This window comes from Flavobacterium crocinum (genome assembly GCF_003122385.1).
Lineage (GTDB): Bacteria > Bacteroidota > Bacteroidia > Flavobacteriales > Flavobacteriaceae > Flavobacterium > Flavobacterium crocinum.
On the sequence record NZ_CP029255.1, the window covers coordinates 2,198,047 to 2,219,315 of the forward strand.

Below are 21,269 nucleotides of genomic sequence, written 5' to 3' on the forward strand. Positions count from 1 at the left end.
GAAATCCTTTAATGTTAGTCTAATAGTCTTTTTAATAAACGAAATAGTTTGGCTTTTTATGTTATAAAAAATAAATCTAGATTATGGAAAACCGTAATACACATGTGATTTTTTTGTGTAGTATTGTAGCACTTAGAATGATTATAGTGCACAATATAAGCATAGCTAAATGTCTTCTACAGTAGAAGCGCAGACGCACTTAGCAAAGGATTATGATATACTAACTTTTCAATAAAAATAAACCATGAAAATTGACTTTGTAAGAATAAAAAATTTTAGAAAACTTAAATCTTGTAAAATTGAGTTTTCTGACAAAGAAACCATATTTGTTGGTGCAAATAATAGCGGAAAAACAACTGCTATGGATGCTCTTATCACCTTTTTAGAAAGAAAAGAATTTAAAACTCAGGATTTCACAATCGCAAATTGGACGGAACTAAATAAGATTGCTGAAGTATGGGTCACAAAAGAAACTTTAGAAGATGAGGATAAAAGCATCAAATTGCTTGAACCGTATTTACCATCTTTAGATTTATGGTTTAATGTCGATATTAAAGAATTAAGATACGTAAGTCATATTATACCTACACTTGAGTGGAATGGAGGTTTACTGGGTTTAAGATTAGTATTGCACCCGAAAAACTTAGAAAAACTTATTGAAGAATATAATCTTGCGAGAAAAAAGGTAATAGATCTTAATGCAAAATCAGGAAAAGCTGTAGAACTTTGGCCTATGAGTTTTTGGCAATTTTGTGACAAGAAGATAAATACTTTGTTTGAAATAAAGTCATATCTATTAGATCCTGATAAATATGATGAAGTACAGGATTTATCAGATAATAATGTAGAACTTGAAGGCAATCCCTTAAATGGTTTAATTAAAATTCACACAATAAATGCTCAGCGTGGTTTTAGTGATGCTAATTCAGATAATCCAGAATCTAATAGTACTAAATCTTTATCTTCCCAACTTCGTTCTTATTATGATAAACATTTAAATCCTTCAATTGATCCTAATGAAAAAGATTTGGAAGCACTTGAAAAACTAAATGAGGCGCAGATAACATTTGATAATAATTTGACTTCAAGTTTTAAAGCGCCACTCAAGGAATTAAGTGACTTGAATTACCCTGGATTTGGAAATCCACAAATAACATTAGCATCACTTATAAAAGCTACAGATGGCCTAGAACATGATTCAGCAGTTAGATACAATTTGGCTGAGGGACTAACATTACCAGAAAAATATAATGGATTAGGTTATCAAAATTTAATTTCTATTGTTTTTAAATTAATTCGATATCGAGATGAATGGATGATGAATGGTAAAAATTTATTAGAAAAAGAAAATATAATAGAACCGATTCATTTAGTTCTAATAGAAGAACCCGAAGCTCACTTACATGCACAAGTCCAGCAAGTGTTTATAAAAAAAGCATACGAAATTTTAAGAGCACATGAACATTTAGGAATCAAAACAGATTTTACTACTCAGTTAGTAATCAGTACCCATTCTAGTTATATAGCGCATCAAAAATTTGAAAGTTTAAGATATTTTAAAAGAAATAATATTACATCCACAACGCCTACCTCTGAAGTGTTGAGTATAAAATCAATATTTGATTCTACTATACCAGCGGAAAAAGAAACTGAAAAATTTGTAGTAAGATATCTAAATACAACGCATAATGATTTGTTCTTTGCTGATGCAACTATTTTAGTGGAAGGCCCAGCGGAAAGGATGCTAATTCCTCATTTTATTAAAAATCATCACGAAATTCTAGACAGTTGCTATATAACAATTTTAGAAATAGGAGGAAGTCATGCGCATAGATTAAAACCACTTATTGAAAAGTTAGGGTTAATTACTTTAATTATTACAGATTTAGATTCTCAAGAAAAATATTCAGATACTTCTTCCGACCCGCCAAAGGACAAATACAAAAAATGTCAGCCAAAATTAAAAAGTGATCAAATTACTAATAATGATACTTTGAAAAATTGGAATCCTAGGTTGAAAGAGATTGATGAACTGATAAAATTAGACTTTGATAGTAAATTGTTAACAGATTATCCTATTCGAGTTGCTTATCAAGCAGAAATCGATTTATCGGGAGTTAAAGTCTATCCTTACACATTTGAAGATGCACTAGTCCTAGAAAATATTGAGAAGTTTAAGGGAATTGAAGCAACATCTGGTTTGTTAAAAAAAATGGTTCAAGCTGTTAAGGAAGATAATCCAAATAATGCTGCAGAAAAAGCTTATACAGCTATAAATAGTGATGGTGCAAAAAAAGCTGAATTTGCACTTGATGTGTTGTACTTTGAAGCACCTGAAGAATTAAATGTACCAACTTACATTAAAGAAGGTTTAGATTGGTTAGAAGATGTTTTAAAACCTATTAAAAATATTGTTGAATCTGAAACTGCAACATCATGATAGCTGAAAATAATGATATCGATTTACAAATTGATGAGGATATTTTTAATTGTTTAAACCCCATATCTTTAAAGAGTTTCTTTCTTTTTGCAGGTGCAGGTTCTGGCAAAACAAGTACATTAGTTAATGTCTTGACTAAATTTAAGGAAACTTTTGGGAATGAATATAAGTTTAGGAATCGAAAAATTGCGATAATAACTTATACTAACGCTGCTGCTGACGAAATTAATCACAGGCTTTCCTATGATTCAATTTTTGAAGTAAGTACGATTCATAGTTTTTGCTGGGAATTGATTAAAAACTTTACAGCAGATATAAAAATATGGATTGAAAACGATGCGAAAGAATCCATCGTTGATCTTGAAGACAAGTTGTCAAGAGCTAGAGATCCTAATAATAAAACTGCGATATCTAATAGAAAAAAATTAGACTCTAAGAATAAAAGACTGCTTGCACTGCCAACGATAAATAAGTTTGTATATAATCCCAATGGAGATAATTACAGCAAAGCATCAGTAAATCACTCTGAAGTCATATCAATAGCTTGCTATTTTTTAGTTTCAAAGAATTTATTTAAGCAAGTGTTAATAAACAAATATCCAATTGTTTTAATCGACGAAAGTCAAGACACTAAAAAAGATTTAATTGAAGCTCTTTTCAAAATTCAATCTGAATATAAAGAATCTTTTTCGCTAGGGTTATTCGGAGATACTATGCAGCGTATTTATAGTGATGGTAAAGAGAAACTTGGAGAAGATCTGCCTGAAGATTGGTTGGAGCCAGCCAAACAAATGAATCATCGATCAAAATCTAGAATTATTGAATTAAACAATAAAATTAGAAAGGAGATTGATGGGCAAAAACAGTTGGCAAGGGTTGAAAAGTCAGGTGGCACTGTTAGGTTTTTTATTGTCCCAAGAGGATTAGAAAAAATGACAGTAGAAAAAAAGATAAAAGAAAGTATGATTGAATTTGCTGAGGATGAAAAATGGAATGATGATAGTTCAATTAAAACATTAACTCTAGAGCATCATATGGCAGCGAATAGAATGGGGTTTGGGAATTTTTTTAATCCTTTATATCAGGTTGATAAGCTAAAACAAGGTTTATTGCAAGGTAATTTATCTTCTGTCAATTTCTTCATAAAAACGATACTGCAATTATATAATGCTCATAAAGCAAATAATAGATTCGAAATATCAAATATTGTAAAACGAGATTCCCCGTTATTTGACAAACGATATATTATTGATGCAGTAGACAAAAAAGCTGTCTTAGATAATGCCAAAACAAGCGTTGACAAGCTATTGAAATTATGGGAAAATGAGGAGCAACCAACTTTAATGGATATACTATTGGAAGTTAGGGAATCGAGCATATTTACTATTCCAAGTGATTTAAGCATATCTATTGATAGGACAAAAAGTTTAGGTGAAGAAGAAGAAAATGAAGAAGATGAGGATGACGGTAAAGCATTATTAGCTTGGGATGTAGCATTAAATGCCAATTTTGATGAAATAATCAGATATAATGAATATATATCTGGCAGTTCAAATTTCGGAACTCATCAAGGGGTTAAAGGATTAGAGTTTGAAAGAGTTTTAGTAATTATTGACGACGAAGAATCTAAAGGATTTATGTTCAGCTATGACAAACTGTTTGGTATAAAAGAACTAACAAAAAATGATAATGAGAATATTGCAGGAGGGATTGAAACTGGAATTGATCGAACCTCACGACTTTTTTATGTGGCGTGCAGTAGAGCGAAAAATAGTTTAGCTATTGTAGCATATACTGACAAACCAGAGCAACTAATGGCTAATTTGTTAGAGTTAGAATGGTTTAGTAAAGATGAAATTGAAATTGTTAAATAAGTACTAAAAACTTAGTAACAATTATCAATTTAAATAATACATTAAAAAAGGAGGCTCTCTCAATTTTGAGAAAGCCTCCTTTTTTTTGAATTAATCTATCTTTTATAAAAGCTTATTTGGCTTTTAGTAATTTTTCCAAATATTCAACCTTATCTTTTTCTGCTTGAACTAATCGTTCATAAAGCTCAACAACCTTGTCGATAGGATTAAAGTTAATTGTGTCTTGTCGCCCAAAATTATTATTTGCAACGGCTTCATTAAAAGTGTTGAAATAATTAATCACACCTTCATCAGAAAAATTCTTAATTGCTTCTACAGTTACTCCCAAGGCTTTTGCTACTTCTGCTAATTTTTCATCGTCAATATCTTCACTATTTTCTAATATCGAAACAGTCTGCTGGTTTGTTCCCATAGCCTGCGCCAGTGCTTCCTGTTTCATGTCTTTCAGTTCACGGATACGGCTGATTTTGCGTCCCATGTGGTTTGGTTTTGTTAATGTACTCATAGCTCAAAGATAATAATTAAGAATAAAAAAGTAGGATTCATGTATGATACAAGAAATCTCATGTACGGTACGGGAAAATTTGATACCGTACGGTACAAGTAATTGCTTACTTGCCTGTGTGTTAAACAAAAATACAATTTTTCAGACAAGTATTAACTAAAATGAGTAAAATTATGAAAGCAATTCAAAACACCACATCCGATTTAATCTATCGAGTTATTTCGCAAAACATCGATCCGATAGGTATTTACTGTTTTGCAGAGAAGAAGAGCAGTTATACTTTTAATGAGCCTTTTCAGAAGCCTGTTAAAAAAGAAAAGCATGTCCACCTTTATCTAATGGTCATAGCAGAAGAGTTTGAGGATAATATAGCAAATGATATTACAGATAAGATTAAGGGCAGATCGAAAGGTTTGATAACAGTTACTATTCTCATGCACAGCGTGCGCAATATTGTGAAATTATACGGTGACCAGCAGTTATTCTTATGTAATATTATTAAGAACTCGCAGGCTCTGTTTATTGATGCTGAAAAGCATCCTAAAATAGATATTAATTCTGGGATGCGCCATATAAAAAGCACCACATTATATGCAGGAGACAGAAGCAGTGTTTCTGCATCGATCTGGGATCTTATTTACAATAATGACCAGTATTTTTCCTATGAAGTTAGAATGAGTTCCCTTCATCAGATCGTAGAGCAGACTTGCCTTTCACTTATAAGGGTATTTCTGGGGTACACTCCTAACCATTTTTCTATGGGCTACTTATTTGAACTGTGTGAATACTTTACAAGTATAACTTCTGATTACTTCCCCCGAAACAGCAGGGATGAAAAAAATATGTTCAGACTTCTGAAAAAGAATCCGAACACGCTTCGATTCAGCAGAAGAAACAGCTCTGATTATCTGTACTATCAGCTGATGGAAGACAGATGCCGTGATTTTATGAAAGAGGCAGAAGTTATGATTCAAAAGGAATTGGAGAGACTTGCGGAAATTCATCAAAATGTGACTTTATCAGCATAAAAAATGAAGTTATGGAAACTGATGAAATCAAAAGACTGGACAATATAAGGGTATTAAGCGGAAGAATGCTTAATACCCTGAAACCAGCAGACGATAAAAGGGGAATGTACAATGCAGAGATAAGAGTTTATGACTATCAAGAGCTTGCTTGTGTTATAAGAAACCTGATGAAGCTCTGCATTATCGCTTTAGATCAGGAGAGCGCAGAAGTTCCGCCCACGATTGAAAACCAATACATTGATGTGGGGCTTATACTGGGAATTGCTCTTCAGCTGTTTCCAGTTGACGAGTTTGAACTTTTAAATGAGATTAGCGATCTTTTTTCGGCAAATAAAGAAGAAACAGAATAGCTAACGTTAAGTTTTAATATTTAAAATTATGGAAACTGATAAAATAAAAACATTGGAAGAATTTAAAGATTTTGCATCCTATCATTTTAAACTGCTGAAACCTGCAGGGGACAAAGTCGGGGAATCAACACGCGAGATAAGATTTTATGGTTATACAGATATGACATGTCTGGGAGTGAATCTTATTAAAATGTGCTTGAATGTGGTTTATTCGGATGAACTTGATAACAGGGAAATATACATAGGCTCTGTTCTGGAGCTTGCCCTTCAGCTGATTCCAAGTGCAGAAATAGAGGTTCTGGATGAAATATACAGAATGCTCAATGAGAAGAGCGAAGATAAATGAACATTAAACTAAATAAGTCTATCCATAATGATAAAACTATTTTTATGGACATATTATGTCCATGACATTGTGAAAAAAGGGACTTATCTTTATAATAATCTAAATAATGATTAAGTGATGATAAGTAAATTTTGCTTATGATCCTCAGTGAATTAGGTTTTATATTTGTATTATCCCCACCATATTTTGATCAGGATAAAATGAAAAAAGTTTTTTAACTTTAGAACGGACAGTGATTGTGGAACAAAAAAGACCGAGGTTCGGTCTTTTTTTAATGAAGAGGAATTTCAAATGGAGAAGGATGGAAGAGAAGAAAGAGGAAAAATGACAGCAGAAAAGACCAGAAAAATGCTGAAAGATGAAGGAATGGAAGTAACGCTGGAACAGGCGGAAATGATTTTAGAATTTTTAAGAAAACTGGCAAACATGGCAGTTTCAAACTATTTAAAGAGAAAAGATGAGAAAAATAGCAGACCTATACGTGAGAGTGAGTACCGATGAGCAGGCAGACAGGGGCTACTCACAGAGAAATCAGGAAGAAATGCTTCGCAAGTACTGCGAGATAAATGCAGTTGAAGTAAGACATGTTATTTATGAAGACCATTCGGCAAAGACATTCAACCGTCCGCAGTGGAAGAAACTGCTTGCAGATCTAAAGAAGCATAAGAATAAAACCGATCTTCTCCTGTTTACCAAATGGGACAGATTCAGCAGAAATGCGGGAGATGCATACCAGATGATCAGTATCCTCAGAAAATTGGGAGTTGAGCCTCAGGCAATAGAACAGCCTTTGGATCTATCAATACCTGAGAACAAAATGATGCTGGCTTTTTATCTGGCTGCTCCCGAGGTGGAGAATGACCGTAGAGCCCTGAATACCTTTCACGGTATGAGAAGAGCTAGAAAAGAGGGAAGATACATGGGAATTGCTCCCATTGGATATATTAACAGAGTAAAAGAAGACGGAACAAAATACATTGCATTCGACCAGCCAGAAGCCTCTATTTTAAAATGGGCTTTTGAAGAACTTTCCAAAGGAATTTTTAATACGGAACAGGTGCTTCACATGGCAAAAGAAAAAGGACTTAAAGCAGGTAAAAATCATTTCTGGAGAGCAATCCGTAATCCTCTTTACTGCGGTAAGATCGAAGTCCCTAAATATAAGGATGAGGAACGCACTTTAGTGAGAGGACAGCATGAAGCATTAATCTCAGAAATGCTTTTCTATAAAGTTCAGGATGTGCTTGACGGGAGATCCCGCAAATACCTTCCAAAAGCTCTTTCAGCGAAGCCTTTTCCGCTGAGAGGTTTTTTCATCTGTCCCGACTGCGGAAAAATATTGACAGGGAGTATATCCAAAGGACGCCATAAATATTATCCTTATTACCATTGCAGTGCAGGCTGCAGATACAGAATAAATTCGGAAACAGCCAATGAGATATTTATACAGAACCTGAAAAAATATGTTCCTATTCCTGAAATCAAAAATATCTATGCCAATGTCATAGGTGACTGTTATAAAGAGCAGATTAAGGATGTCTTAGAAGAAAAAACTAAAATCATAAGCCAGATCAAAGATTATGAAGCCAGAATCTCAAATGCAAGAGATCTTCTTGCAACAAAACAGATAGATGCCTCGGACTACCGAGATATGAAATCAGATTACGGAGAGATGGTAAGGAGGCTTGAATTAAAATTATCTGGTATCGATGATGAGAATAAAGATATTCAAGAGCTTTTAAAAGCGGGAGTAGACAACCTGATGAAGCTAAACGAATATTATGAAAACGGCAACTGGATTGAATCAAGGGATTTATTAGGTTCGATTTTTCCTGAGAATTTTACGATCTCAGAAAACAGGTTTCGAACCGCTAGAGTAAACGAAGTGGTGCATCTCATCTACAGTATTAACAGGCTGATAGGGCTAAATAAAAAAGGGACAAAGAAGAAATTTTCTTCTTTGTCCCAATTAGTAGCGGGAACAGGACTCGAACCTGTGACCTTCGGGTTATGAGCCCGACGAGCTGCCTACTGCTCTATCCCGCGATGTTTCGGGTGCAAAGATACGCCGATTTTTTAAAAATCCAACGAAAACTTTAAAAAATGTTTTATTTTCTGTATTGAGTTGATATGACTACCTTTGCAGACTAAAATATTATGCAAATGTCACATAAAGCAGGTTTTGTAAACATTATCGGAAATCCAAATGTTGGAAAATCAACATTGATGAACGCTTTCGTTGGAGAGCGATTGTCAATTATTACATCAAAAGCACAAACAACTCGTCATAGAATTCTTGGAATTGTAAACGGAGAAGACTTTCAATTGGTTTTGTCTGATACTCCAGGAATCATCAAGCCGGCGTACGAAATGCAGGAATCGATGATGAACTTTGTAAAATCGGCTTTTGAAGATGCTGATATTTTAATCTACATGGTCGAAATAGGCGAGCAGGATCTTAAAGACGAAGATTTCTTTAAGAAAATCATTCATGCTAAAATTCCGGTTTTATTGCTGCTAAATAAAATTGATAATTCAAACCAAGAACAATTAGAACAACAAGTTTCTTTCTGGAAAGAAAAAGTGCCAAATGCAGAAATTTTTCCAATCTCAGCTTTGCAGAATTTTAATGTTCCTGAAGTTTTCGGAAGAATTATCGAATTACTGCCGGAATCTCCGGCCTATTATCCAAAAGACCAATTAACAGACAAACCGGAACGTTTCTTTGTTAACGAAACAATCCGTGAAAAAATCTTATTGAATTACGCTAAAGAAATTCCATACGCAGTAGAAATCGTAACAGAGGAGTTTATTGAAACGGATCAGATTATCAGAATCCGTTCTGTAATTATGGTGGAACGTGATACGCAAAAAGGAATCATTATCGGACATAAAGGTGCAGCGCTTAAAAAAGTAGGAACCGATGCCCGTGCTGATTTGGAGAAATTCTTCGGAAAACAAATTCACATTGAACTTTACGTAAAAGTGAATAAAAACTGGAGAAGCAACGCCAATATGTTGAAACGATTTGGTTATAATCAGTAGTTTTTGTTTAATCGGTTAATCGTTGATTTGTTTAATCGTTATACGAAAGGTTCTTTTGAAAATGAGTGCCCTAGCCCAGATAGGAGCGGTATCCTTTTTCTGGCTTCTTTAGCCAGGAAAAGATATAGCGGATAGCTGGATTAGCTCCTGAGAATTATACAAAAAAACAATAAAAACTTAGATACTTAGAAACTTAGCATCTTAGCAACTTTTTTATGTACCTTTGCAAAAAATTTAAATAAGGCATTTTGGATTATAAGTGATTAGATTTTTAGGAAGCTAAGAATCTAAAATCTAAAGTCTGAAATCTAAAATTCAAAAAAATGAGTAATAACATTGTTGCGATAGTAGGAAGACCTAATGTGGGGAAATCAACCCTTTTCAATAGGCTGATACAAAGAAGAGAAGCTATTGTAGATTCAGTATCTGGGGTTACCCGTGATAGAAACTATGGTAAAAGCGAGTGGAACGGAAAAGAGTTTTCTGTCATTGATACTGGTGGATACGTTCGAGGGTCTGATGACGTTTTCGAAGGCGAAATCCGTAAGCAGGTAGAACTTGCTATCGACGAAGCCGATGTTATTATTTTTGTGGTTGATGTAGAAGAAGGAATTACACCAATGGATGAAACTGTTGCAAAATTACTTCGTAAAGTAACAAAACCAGTTTTATTGGCTGTAAACAAGGTGGATAATGCGATGCGTGAGAAAGATGCAGTTGAGTTTTATAATCTTGGTTTAGGTGAATATTTCACATTCGCGAGTATCTCTGGAAGTGGAACGGGAGATTTATTAGATGCTTTAATCGAAGCTTTTCCTGAGAAACCGGAAGTTGAGGTAAAAGAAGACTTGCCTCGCTTTGCAGTTGTTGGACGCCCAAATGCAGGAAAATCAAGCTTTATCAACGCTTTGATTGGTAAAGATCGTTATATTGTTACAGATATTGCAGGAACAACTCGTGATGCAATTGATACAAAATTTGATCGTTTTGGTTTCGAATTTAATTTGGTTGATACTGCGGGAATCCGCCGTAAAGCAAAAGTAAAAGAAGATCTAGAGTTTTATTCTGTAATGCGTTCTGTTCGTGCAATCGAACATGCTGACATCTGTATTTTGGTTATCGATGCAACACGCGGGTTTGAAGGTCAGGATCAGAGCATTTTCTGGTTGGCAGAGAAAAACCGTAAAGGTGTTGTAATCTTGGTAAACAAATGGGATTTGGTTGAAAAAGATACCATGTCGACTCGTGATTACGAAGAAAAAATCAAAAAAGAATTAATGCCTTTTACAGATGTGCCGATTTTATTCGTTTCGGCTTTAACAAAACAACGTTTGTTGAAAGCACTAGAAGCTACAGTACAGGTTTTTGAAAACAGAAAACAAAGAATTTCTACTTCAAAATTCAACGAATATATGTTGAAAGTTATTGAAGCTTATCCGCCACCTGCAATGAAAGGGAAATATGTAAAAATTAAATATTGCATGCAATTACCAAGTCCTACGCCGCAATTTGTATTTTTTGCTAATTTACCTCAATACGTAAAAGAACCGTACAAAAGGTATTTAGAAAATAAGATTAGAGAAAAATGGGATTTTTCAGGAGTTCCAATCGATATTTATATCAGAGAAAAATAAAAAAAAAGTCCCCGAAAATAGGGGACTTTTTTATGTTTGGTGACTATGTAATTATAAGATTGGTTTTTTATTGGCATTATATTTGAATAAATGTGAAAAACACAATTAAACCTTTTGCATTTTTTTAAGTCTTACTGTTCTAACTAACCTAATTTTATGACCAGATTAATTTCTTTTTTATTGTTTTTATTTCTTTTCGTTTCGGCAGCAAATGCTCAAAACGATATTACTGTTAAAGGAACAGTCCTTGATGTCAATACGCAGTTACCATTGGAACTTGCAACGGTTTATTTTACTACTGTAAAAGATTCTACAGTGATTGAATACGCTACTACAGACAAAAACGGTGCTTTTAGAATGAATATTAAAAAGTTTGAGAAACCTGTATTTTTAAAAGTGAATTACATGGGATATCAAACTTATTATGAAGAATACAAAGGACTTACCGAAAGTAAGGATTTTGGAAAAATTTACTTAATAGAAAATGTAAATGCTCTTAATGATGTTGTTATTAAGTCTGAAGCGCCACCAATTACCATCAAAAAAGATACTTTAGAGTTTAACGCTGCTTCTTATAAAGTTCGTCCGGATTCTAATGTAGAAACATTACTGAAACAACTTCCAGGGTTTGATGTCGATAATGACGGGAAAATTACCGTAAACGGAAGAGAAGTCAATCAGGTTTTGGTAAACGGAAAAACGTTTTTTGATAAAGACGGGGCTATTGCCATAAAAAACCTTCCTGCGGATATTATTAAAAAAGTTCAGGTATCCGATTTTAAAACCAAAAAAGAAGAACTTTCAAAACAAGAATCGACCTCCGATTTTTCAAGTATCAATATTACAATTGACGAAAAGAAAAATAAAGGTTATTTTGGTAAAATCATGGGCGGATATGGTACTGATGACCGCTATGAAGCCAATGTTAATCTAAATTATTTCAACAATAAGCAAAAAATAAGTTTACTGGCATCTTCTAATAATATCAATTCAACCGGTTTTTCTATGGATGATGTTTTTGATAATATGGGCGGTGGACGAAACAGCAGCGGAAGAGGCGGAAGTACAAGTTCTGGCGGAGGCGGAAAAGGAATTACTCAATCTAATTTAGTGGGAGTGAATTATTCTGACGACTGGACAGAAAAATTATTGGCTATGGGAAGTTATAATTTTTCGAATACTGTAAATAAAAATGACAGTAAATCAAATGAAGTCGTTTTTCAGCCAACAGGAAATAATATTACACAGAGTGAGTCTAAAACCAGAAATGAAAACACGGGTAATAATGCCAATTTTGAACTGGAGTATAGATTAGATCCTAAAACGCGAATAGTTGTAGCGCCAAAAGTAAGTCAATCACGAACAAATGGTATTTCGTCCTCTTCGAGCTCTACTGAAGATGAAAACGGAAATGAATTGAATAAAAGTGATGGGAGCTCAATTTCTGACGGTACAAACTTAAATTTTTCCAACACGATAAATTTTAATAAAGCTTTTGATAGAAAAGCGCGTAATTTAAGTTTCGTTTTCACGAATAATAATACAGACAGTGATTCTGACGCTTTGAATATGTCTGAGACTATTTATTTTGTAGGGAGTACACCAAATGATTTAAGAAATCAGAATGTAAAAAAGAGAGCTGTAAGTGATGCTTATTCTGCGGATATTGAATACACAGAACCCATAACTGATTCATTAAGAATTAGAGTGGGAGCCGATTTAGACTGGAAAACTACCAGTAATGATCAAAAAACGTATAATTTTAATGAAGACACTCAGGAATATACGGATTATGATTCAAAATTTAGTAATTATACAAGTTCGATTCAAAATTCAGTTACGCCAAAAGTTGGAATTACTTTGCAAAAAAATAAGTTTACTGTAAATCTGGACAGCAGAACTTCAATTGTAAATTTTGAAAATTATTCACTTTATCAAAATGAAGCAACAGATTTAAGTAAAAAATATGCGTTACCTTTTGCAACTGCTTTACTGCGTTACAAATTCAGTCGCTCTAAAAACTTATCATTCAAATATGATTATTCAAATGCTTTGCCTGCAGCTAATCAGTTAATGCCAATTGTGAATTTAAATAATCCTTTGAATACTATTGTCGGAAATCCTGATCTAAGTCCGGTTGAAAAAAACAGTGTTAATTTCCAGTTTAGAAACTATGATTTTAGATCTCGTTCCGGATATAGTTTTAATCTAAAAGGAGATTATTACAATAATGATATCGTTTCTATTTCCAGCTTTAATACAAGTGGTCAAAAGGAAACTACTTATACCAATATTTCGGGAGTTTATAATCTTTCCCTTGGGGCAAACTGGAATCAGCAGATTAAAAAAGATGCACACGTACTTCGATATGGTGTAGGTTTAAGCGGAAACTATTCTTTTGATAAAGGTTATACTAATGATATTTTGTATAATTCTAAATCTGTCGGAATCACTCCAAAAGTTTATATGTCTTATGATTATGGAGAAGTTTTAACAATTGCGCCATCGTATAATTTATCGTACAATCAGTCTAAATATGAAAATTATTTGTTGGGTAAAACTTCAAATGTGGTGCACAGAGTTAATTTGCAGACAACATCATACTGGCCGGAGAATTTAGTTTTTGGAAATGATTTCGGATATACTTACAATTCCAATATTTCGGATGGATTCAAGAAAGATTTCTTCCTTTGGAATACAAGTTTGTCATACGGATTTTTAGATAAAAAATTATATGCTAAAGTTAAGGTCTACGACTTGCTGAACCAAAATCAAAGCGCAACAAGAACAATTTCTGCAACTTCGATTCGTGATGAGGAAAATACAGTTTTAAGACGTTATGTGATGTTTTCTTTAGCTTATAAAATCGGAAACTTTGCTGAAAGCAAAAAAGGAGGGAAGGGAAGACCGAGAGATTAGTGAGTTTTTTAAGCTTCAAAGCTTCAAAGCTTCAAAGCTTCAAAGTGACAAAGTTTCAAAGTTTCAAAGTGACAAAGAATATAAAAAACGGCAAATCATTTTATGATTTGCCGTTTTTTATAGAAAAATCTAAAATCTAAAATCTAAAATCTAAAATCTAAAATCTAAAATCTAAAATCTAAAATCTAAAATCTAAAATCTAAAATCTAAAATCTAAAATCTAAAATCTAAAATCTAAAATCTAAAATCTAAAATCTAAAATCTAAAATCTAAAATCTAAAATTTAAAATCTAAAATCTAAAATCTAAAATTTCCGATTAATTCTATGATAAACGGTAAACCGGATAATATCACGATCATAAAAATCTACACCGCTGGCACGTCTTTGAAAATTCTTTAGATAGCCTAATTCTAAACCTAGATTGGGATTAAAATGGTAACGTAAAGCGAAATAAATGCGATTTTGATCGAAGGTGTTTCTGCGATTATCTTTTCCGTAATTGAATAAAATTTCATCCGAAATAGTTCCTTTAATACTTTGTTTTTCTTTTTCCCAAATGGTAAACATGGATTGTAAACGATATCTAAATCGGTAAGCAAATGAAAATTGATTCAAAAGACCATTTTTATCCGCTTTTTGAATAAAACGCTCTTCTAATTGAAAACGATTATGAAAGGTAATTTTAGCAATATCATTAATGAGAGTCAAATCCTGTTGGGCGCGATATTCAGGAACAGAATAATCAGGATCTACATTTGGATTTTGTGTATTGACATTAAAATAAGCAAATCCAGCACCAAAATCCATCAGTTTAGTAGCTCTGTAACGAGCTTGTGAGCGTATTACAAAAAGATTTTCGTGAATGGGATTGATAAAACTTCGATTGTCAAATTCAGAATGAATCGCCCATTTTTCGCTTAAAGGAAATATATTATAATAACGAATCCAGGTCAGTGTCTGCTGATCGGTCTTTTTTATATTTTGTGCTGATAAAATGGGACTAGCTAAGCTTAAAATAAGTACTAATTTGAAAAATTTCATTCAATCAATAAACTTCAGGCTGCGAATATATACAAACAGAATTATATGATTTGAAATTTGATTTGTTTTTTATTCTGCTTTTTGTTTGATTTTGTGATTGTTTCGGGATTGATTTTTTTTCTTTTAAATGAAAGAACCATATTTTGAATCTGTTGCTATTAAAATTTCTTTGTTTAGATTTAAGAACAATTCAAGTTGGGGCATTATCTCCATCTCTAAAAAACGGACTTCAGGATTATTTTGATATTCATTTTTTATGTTATTGGTCAAGTAATTTCTTGTAATTGTAGAATCTGTTTTGGAGGTTAAGACATAACAGAAAGTGCGAGATGTTGATTTTGTTGTGATGTTTAAAATTGTATTTAATACTACGATTTCCTTTTTGCCATACGGAGTAATTTTGTAGAATTTATTATCAATTTTGTCAAATAAGAATGTTGTTTTGTGTTTTATTTTTAATCTGTAAATAGAACTCACAAAGAAAATTACGCTAACAATTAGAGCAACAACAATTCCGTTTTTAGATTCATAAACATAAAAATAAATAAGTCCAAAAGTTAAAAAGCAAATTATTATAACTGAGTTGGACAGAAGATTCAATTTTACATACCAAAAAGGGTCATAAGAAATATGATTTGTAGAAACTGTAAAATTGTAGTAATTCGGCATATAGATATTGAAATAAATTTATTTTTTTAAGACTATATCAGTTTGGCTGTGATGAGATTTGTGAAGTCTTAAATAGTAAATTTCATTTCTTTACATAAAATAAAGAGCTACTTTAAGGTTTTAAAATAACAGTTTAAGGTTTTTAATAAAAAAAAGATGAGATATGCTTTAAAACATATCTCATCTTTACTAACCAATTTACCTATTTTTTATAGCGAATATTTCAAAGTAATTCCATAAGTTCTTTGATCACCTAAAACTCCGGCATATTGTCCTGTATTTCCACCTGCAGGCAATAATTGCTCGTAGTAATCTTTATTTAAAAGGTTGCGTCCCCAGAAATGAACAGATAAACCCTGTGAAGCACGGAAACCTAAACGAGCATTGAATATAGCATAACCTTGTACAACCAAATATTTAGAAGCAGAAGGGCTTGATGAAAACTCAGAACGAGCATAAGAATCAACCGCTAAGAAAATTTTTCCAGCATTTCCGAAGAATCTCGCACGATCAGAAAGTTCTCCTCCTAATGATCCAGCCCATCTTGAAGCACCTGGAAGAGCAGATCCGGAAACATCTTTAAATGATACTGGAGCTCCGGTTTCTTCTAGTGGAAGAGGTGCATTCGTGAATTTCACATATTTACCATCGGTATAAGTTACAGCACCATTAACAGTTAAATGTTCACTGAATACAAAACTGGCATCTACTTCTACACCTTGTACACGAACTTTATCTGCATTCGCAAGATAACCACGGTTTACACCCAATTCCGCAGCCTGAACGTTCGTTTGGAAATCATTGATGTCTGTTTGGAATAATGCTAAGTTGAAAATTGAATTTTTGAAGGGAGAAGTTTTTACTCCAACCTCATAATGATAAACTTTTTCAGGTTTGATAACTGCAAGTTCCAATAACGGCTGACCGGCAGAGTTTGTTGGAAGACCCGCAACGTTTACACCAACTGGTTTGTAGCTTTTTGCGAAAGTTCCGTAAGCATTGATTTTATCAGTGGCTTTAAAAGTAACTGTAATGTTTCCGGAAAAGTCTGTGTTGTCAATAGCCGAATCAAATGCTTGATCAGAGTATACTTGTTTTTTTAGAGCCAATAATGCTGGATCTGTCGTTTGTAAACCTCCGTATGTTGTACGGGCATAATGCGCATCTTTTTTATCAAAATTATAACGTAAACCTGGTAAAATATGCAGGCGATCTGTAACTGCCCAGTCAATTTGACCAAATACTGCAGCACTGGAAGCTCTGATTCTTGCATCCGTTTTGATTCCGTAACCTTCAAAAAGACCCGGAGTTTTCCATAACGGACTAGTTGAACTTTGTGCAAATCTCCATTGTGCATTTCCGGATTCTTCAGTACCGTCAGTTTGAGAGGTTTGATCAATAAAGAATACTCCCGCAACACCACTAATTTTTGATGTTAATTGTCCAGCATAACGAACTTCCTGCGTAATTTGAGTTTGTCTAGTTGGGTTTTGAGATTTAGCTAATACTTGTAATCCTGTAAAATCTCTGTCATTTGAAGGATCCCAGTTCCAGAAACGCCATGCAGTTGTAGAAGTTAATGTTCCGCCTCCAATTTTTGTATCCACATTCAAAGAGAAACCTCCCATATCCTGATTTGATCTCCATGGAGTATCATGATCAATTTTACGATCAAAAGCATTTAAGCTTGGAAGCTGATAATTTAGATCAGCAATAATAGCATCAAATTGTCTGTAAGCCGCTCTTTGAGTTGGAGCAACACCAGCAACTACCTGAGCGTATCCATCAGGACGCTGTGTTGTGATATCAGCAGCAAAAATAACATTGGTATTTACAGTTGGAGTCCAAAGCAATTGTCCTCTAATTCCTTGGTTGCTTAAAGTATTTGTTGGTCTGCCAGTTGCAACATTGTCCACTAAACCGTCGCGAGAAGTACCAGAGAAAGATATTCTACCGGCAACTTTACTTCCTAAAGCTCCAGTAACAGATGCTTTAGCCTGTAAGAAGGAGTAGTTTCCGTAACTAAGTTCAAAATCAGCTCCTGAATTAAAACTAGGTTTGCGAGTTGTAATGTTGAAGGCTCCTGAAGTAGTATTTTTTCCAAACAAAGAACCTTGTGGACCACGTAAAACCTCAATTTGTTCAACGTCAATAAAGTCTAAAGTAGTGGCAGCCGGACGTGCAAAATAAACACCATCAACATAGAATCCAACTCCAGGATCAATACCGTCGTTGGTTAATCCGAAAGGAGAACCTAAACTTCTAATATTGATACCAGTATTTCTTGGGTTTGAAGAATAAAGTTGTACAGAAGGAACTAATTCTTTAATACGGTTTACGTTAAAAGCTCCGGTTTGTTCTGCTTGTTTTCCTGTAATTACAGAAATAGCAATTGGCACATCCTGAACTTTTTCGATTCTTCTTCTTGAAGAAACTACAACTTCAACAAGTTCGTTTTCTTCTTTCAATGCAACCTGAATTGGATTTGCAGGAATCGCAGTCAATTCAATTTCTGTTGTTTTGTATCCAACATACTGAATTAAAAGTGTCAATGGTAATCTTCCCTGAGAGTCAATTACAAATTTACCGCTGTTGTCTGTAACAGCGCTATGAGTAGTTCCTTTAATTACCACGTTTACGGCTTCTAAAGGAATGTTTTCAGTTGTTGTAACTACACCTTCAATGTTTTGTGCAAACGAGATAGAGAAGGTTAAAAAAGATAATATTGTAAAGATATTTTTTATAGATGCTTTCATTTTTATATTAAGTATATATGATTAGTAGAGTTTAAAAATAAATTTTTTTAACAGCACATACACATCATACATGAATTGCCAGAAGCAATCCTGAAAAGCTTAGTTTTATTTTGCAAAAGTTTTGTTACACCCGAGGGATTAAAATGTACTTTCATGAGATAGAATTTGTTATTGGTTTGTTAATTATTTTTTGCAAATATATATAATTAATTCTATCGATTTACTAGACTTTGTGAAATATTTTTTTATTTCTTTACCAATGAAGCGATTGTAATACCTTCCATAGCCTTCAAAGTTTTGTCTCTAATGAGCATTAAACCGTGACGCAGACTGCATTCAGACTCGGTTTTGCAATCAGAGCAAGGCTCGTAAAAATTTAGTGAAGCGCATGGCAAAAGAGCAATTGCACCGTCAAATAATCGGTGAATTTCTGCCAGAGTGATGTCATTTTTGGATTTAATTAGATAATATCCACCAAATTTTCCCTGCTTACTGCTTACAAAACGACCGCGTTTTAGATCCAGTAAAATCTGTTCTAAAAACTTCTTGGGAATGTTGGCTCCATCAGCAATTTCCACCGTTCTGGAAATGTGATTTTCGTCTTGTTCTGCTAAATAAAGTAAGGCCTTAAGGGCGTATTTTGCTTTATGTGATAACATCTATTATTAATTGTAAAGTGTAAATGTATGATTTTTTAATATTGAAACCTAAACTCGAAGTCTGAAACAAAGAAAATTAGAAACATACTAAATTACCAGCTTCCTCCAGAACCTCCTCCAGAGAATCCACCGCCGCCAAATCCACCGCCGAAGCCGCCGCCGCCGCCAAAACCACCGCCAGATGATCCTCCGCCGAAACCTCCAAATCCGCCTCCGCCACTTCTTCCAAGATTGCTTAGAATAATAACATCGAGTAGACTAGGGCCGCCGCCATTGTTGCCGGAATTTCCGCCACCGCCTCTTTTATTTTTGGCAAGTAAAATCAAAACAATTACAACAATTACAATAAATGGAAAGATTGGAAAGTCTTGTCCTTTGGCTTTTTTGCGTTCGCCCTTGTATTTCCCTTTAAAAACATCAAAAAGAGCATCGGCTCCTTTGTCAAGTCCACGGTAATAACTTCCGGCTTTAAATTCAGGAATAATAATGTTTCTTGTAATTTCACCACCAATTCCGGCAGTTAAACGGTCTTCTAGTCCGTAACCAGGAGAAATCCAGATTCGTCTTTCCTGTTTGGCTAACAAAATTAAAACACCATTATCTTCTTTTGTCTGACCAATACCCCATTCCTGAGCCCATTTTGGCGTAAGAATTCCAATGTCTTCACCTTTTAAGCTTTCTATTGTGATAACTACAATTTGAGTAGAAGTAGAATCAGAATAACGAACTAATTTTTCTTCTAATTGTGTTTTCTCAGAAGCGCTTAAAACATTAGCATAATCATAAACAGAAGTTTGGAAATCAGGTTTTTTCGGGATGTCAAATTGAGCAAAAATAGTATTGCAGATAAAAAACGCGACAAACAAAAAGGTTAACTGAAAAATTCTATTGGAATTTGAGATTTTATTTTGAGAATTTTTCATCATTTATCCTTTTGAAATTTCGTTTGATAATTCGTTTATATCATCTTCCTGAGAAGGGAAATATTTTTTCAATTGTTCTCCGGCATTTAAGATGCCGTCAACAATGCCTTGTTTAAAGTTTCCAGCTTTAAAATGATTTACCATAACGTCTTTGGTACAGTCCCAAAAATCATCAGATACTAAATCATTAATTCCTTTATCTCCACAAATTACAAAGTTTTTATCTTCAACAGCAAAATAAAGCAGTACGCCATTTTGCAATTTAGTTTCATCCATTCGTAATTCATGAAAAACTTCTAAAGCTCTATCGTAATGAGCTTTAGAAGTTGTTTTTTCTATGTGTACTCTAATTTCGCCAGAAGTATTATTTTCGGCCATACGAATAGCTTCAACAATTTCATGCTCTTCTTCTTTGGTTAAAAAATCTTCTACTTTTGACATGGAAATGATTTTAGAGTTAAGATTGTAGATTTTAGAATTTTACTTCAACTGGTTTATCTGCACCTGTAGAAGCTTCAAAATATGGTTTTTCTTTGTATTCGCTCAAGAACCAGTTGTTTGGAATCTTTAAAACATATCCGTTATAAACTTGCACAGATTCGTTAAAACGTGTTCTGGCCGTTAAAATCTGATTTTCAGTACTAGCTAATTCGTCCTGTAATTTTAGGAAGTTTTCATTAGCTTTTAACGTCGGATATTGCTCAACAGAAACCAATAGTCTTGATAAAGAAGAGCTTACGCCACTTTGAGCTTGATTGAACTCTTTTAATTGTTCTGGAGTTACATTGCTTGGATCAATTGTTAAAGATGTAGCTTTTGCACGTGCTTCGATTACAGCTGTTAAAGTCCCTTTTTCAAAGTCAGCAGCTCCTTTTACAGTGTTTACTAAATTCCCAATAAGATCATTACGTCTTTGGTAAGCCGTCTGAACATTTCCCCATTCTTTGTTTACAGCCTGACTGTGTTGTAAAGCAGTATTTTTAATACCAATCGACCAAAATGCGATAATAGCAATAAGTGCTATAATAATTCCTACAGGGATTAACCACTTTTTCATATTTGTTTTGATTTAAGTTTAT

General features: G+C 33.6%; 18 protein-coding genes and 1 tRNA gene. 10 read left to right on the forward strand and 9 right to left on the reverse strand.

The window, feature by feature from the left end; genetic code table 11:
- Window positions 1-244 precede the first annotated feature (244 nt).
- Both HYN56_RS10115 and HYN56_RS10120 read left to right on the forward strand, forming a co-directional pair.
- Window positions 245-2,440, forward strand: a complete 2,196-nt coding sequence (locus HYN56_RS10115; RefSeq protein ID WP_109192063.1) for an ATP-dependent endonuclease — start codon at window positions 245-247, stop codon at window positions 2,438-2,440.
- On the forward strand, window positions 2,437-4,314 hold the full coding sequence (locus HYN56_RS10120; protein ID WP_109192064.1) for a UvrD-helicase domain-containing protein: 1,878 nt from the start codon (window positions 2,437-2,439) through the stop codon (window positions 4,312-4,314). Before HYN56_RS10115 ends, HYN56_RS10120 begins: the two co-directional genes overlap by 4 nt.
- A gap of 112 nt (window positions 4,315-4,426) precedes the next feature.
- Here the strand turns inward: HYN56_RS10120 and HYN56_RS10125 are convergent, their stop codons facing one another.
- Window positions 4,427-4,819 carry a helix-turn-helix domain-containing protein gene (locus HYN56_RS10125; protein ID WP_109192065.1) on the reverse strand — a complete coding sequence of 131 codons (393 nt, stop codon included), beginning with the start codon at window positions 4,817-4,819 and terminating at the stop codon, window positions 4,427-4,429.
- Between the two features lie 161 nt (window positions 4,820-4,980).
- Here HYN56_RS10125 and HYN56_RS10130 point away from each other — a divergent pair, with 161 nt between their 5' ends.
- From HYN56_RS10130 to HYN56_RS10150, 5 genes are all read left to right on the forward strand, one after another.
- Entirely contained in the window at window positions 4,981-5,847 is an 867-nt protein-coding gene (locus HYN56_RS10130) for a hypothetical protein (protein ID WP_109192066.1), read from the forward strand.
- Between the two features lie 11 nt (window positions 5,848-5,858).
- Window positions 5,859-6,197 carry a hypothetical protein gene (locus HYN56_RS10135; RefSeq protein ID WP_109192067.1) on the forward strand — a complete coding sequence of 113 codons (339 nt, stop codon included), beginning with the start codon at window positions 5,859-5,861 and terminating at the stop codon, window positions 6,195-6,197.
- Window positions 6,198-6,225: 28 nt separating this feature from the next.
- Window positions 6,226-6,543: a hypothetical protein gene (locus HYN56_RS10140; RefSeq protein ID WP_109192068.1), complete on the forward strand. Its 318-nt coding sequence runs from the start codon at window positions 6,226-6,228 to the stop codon at window positions 6,541-6,543.
- Between the two features lie 291 nt (window positions 6,544-6,834).
- Window positions 6,835-7,044, forward strand: coding sequence for a hypothetical protein (locus HYN56_RS10145; protein ID WP_109192069.1), 210 nt, complete (start codon window positions 6,835-6,837; stop codon window positions 7,042-7,044).
- A complete protein-coding gene (locus tag HYN56_RS10150; protein WP_109194771.1) occupies window positions 7,001-8,557 on the forward strand; it encodes a recombinase family protein in 1,557 nt (518 codons plus the stop codon). The genes HYN56_RS10145 and HYN56_RS10150 overlap by 44 nt, the downstream gene beginning before the upstream one ends.
- Here the strand turns inward: HYN56_RS10150 and HYN56_RS10155 are convergent.
- Window positions 8,517-8,589, reverse strand: a tRNA-Met gene (locus HYN56_RS10155). The genes HYN56_RS10150 and HYN56_RS10155 overlap by 41 nt on opposite strands.
- Window positions 8,590-8,706: 117 nt before the next feature.
- Here HYN56_RS10155 and era point away from each other — a divergent pair.
- The 3 genes from era to HYN56_RS10170 all read left to right on the forward strand — a co-directional run bounded on the left by era (window position 8,707) and on the right by HYN56_RS10170 (window position 14,141).
- Window positions 8,707-9,588: a GTPase Era gene (gene era / locus HYN56_RS10160; RefSeq protein WP_109192070.1), complete on the forward strand. Its 882-nt coding sequence runs from the start codon at window positions 8,707-8,709 to the stop codon at window positions 9,586-9,588.
- A 323-nt stretch (window positions 9,589-9,911) separates the two neighbouring features.
- The gene (gene der, locus HYN56_RS10165) at window positions 9,912-11,222 is read left to right on the forward strand and encodes a ribosome biogenesis GTPase Der (RefSeq protein ID WP_109192071.1); all 1,311 of its coding nucleotides are present in this window, start codon (window positions 9,912-9,914) and stop codon (window positions 11,220-11,222) included.
- A gap of 156 nt (window positions 11,223-11,378) precedes the next feature.
- Complete coding sequence (locus HYN56_RS10170) at window positions 11,379-14,141, forward strand: outer membrane beta-barrel protein (RefSeq protein ID WP_109192072.1); 2,763 nt, start codon at window positions 11,379-11,381, stop codon at window positions 14,139-14,141.
- A gap of 304 nt (window positions 14,142-14,445) precedes the next feature.
- On the opposite strand, the gene HYN56_RS10175 is transcribed toward HYN56_RS10170, so the two are convergent.
- The 7 genes from HYN56_RS10175 to HYN56_RS10205 all read right to left on the reverse strand — a co-directional run bounded on the left by HYN56_RS10175 (window position 14,446) and on the right by HYN56_RS10205 (window position 21,247).
- The gene (locus HYN56_RS10175; protein ID WP_167398295.1) at window positions 14,446-15,183 is read right to left on the reverse strand and encodes a DUF2490 domain-containing protein; all 738 of its coding nucleotides are present in this window, start codon (window positions 15,181-15,183) and stop codon (window positions 14,446-14,448) included.
- 123 nt (window positions 15,184-15,306) lie between these two features.
- Complete coding sequence (locus tag HYN56_RS10180; protein WP_109192073.1) at window positions 15,307-15,852, reverse strand: hypothetical protein; 546 nt, start codon at window positions 15,850-15,852, stop codon at window positions 15,307-15,309.
- A 209-nt stretch (window positions 15,853-16,061) separates the two neighbouring features.
- A complete protein-coding gene (locus tag HYN56_RS10185; RefSeq protein WP_109192074.1) occupies window positions 16,062-18,608 on the reverse strand; it encodes a TonB-dependent receptor in 2,547 nt (848 codons plus the stop codon).
- A 245-nt stretch (window positions 18,609-18,853) separates the two neighbouring features.
- Window positions 18,854-19,267: an RrF2 family transcriptional regulator gene (locus tag HYN56_RS10190; protein ID WP_012023964.1), complete on the reverse strand. Its 414-nt coding sequence runs from the start codon at window positions 19,265-19,267 to the stop codon at window positions 18,854-18,856.
- Between the two features lie 92 nt (window positions 19,268-19,359).
- The gene (locus HYN56_RS10195; RefSeq protein ID WP_109194773.1) at window positions 19,360-20,190 is read right to left on the reverse strand and encodes a TPM domain-containing protein; all 831 of its coding nucleotides are present in this window, start codon (window positions 20,188-20,190) and stop codon (window positions 19,360-19,362) included.
- Window positions 20,191-20,193: 3 nt separating this feature from the next.
- The gene (locus HYN56_RS10200) at window positions 20,194-20,631 is read right to left on the reverse strand and encodes a TPM domain-containing protein (RefSeq protein WP_109192075.1); all 438 of its coding nucleotides are present in this window, start codon (window positions 20,629-20,631) and stop codon (window positions 20,194-20,196) included.
- Window positions 20,632-20,662: 31 nt separating this feature from the next.
- Window positions 20,663-21,247, reverse strand: coding sequence for a LemA family protein (locus tag HYN56_RS10205; protein ID WP_109192076.1), 585 nt, complete (start codon window positions 21,245-21,247; stop codon window positions 20,663-20,665).
- Window positions 21,248-21,269 lie beyond the last annotated feature (22 nt).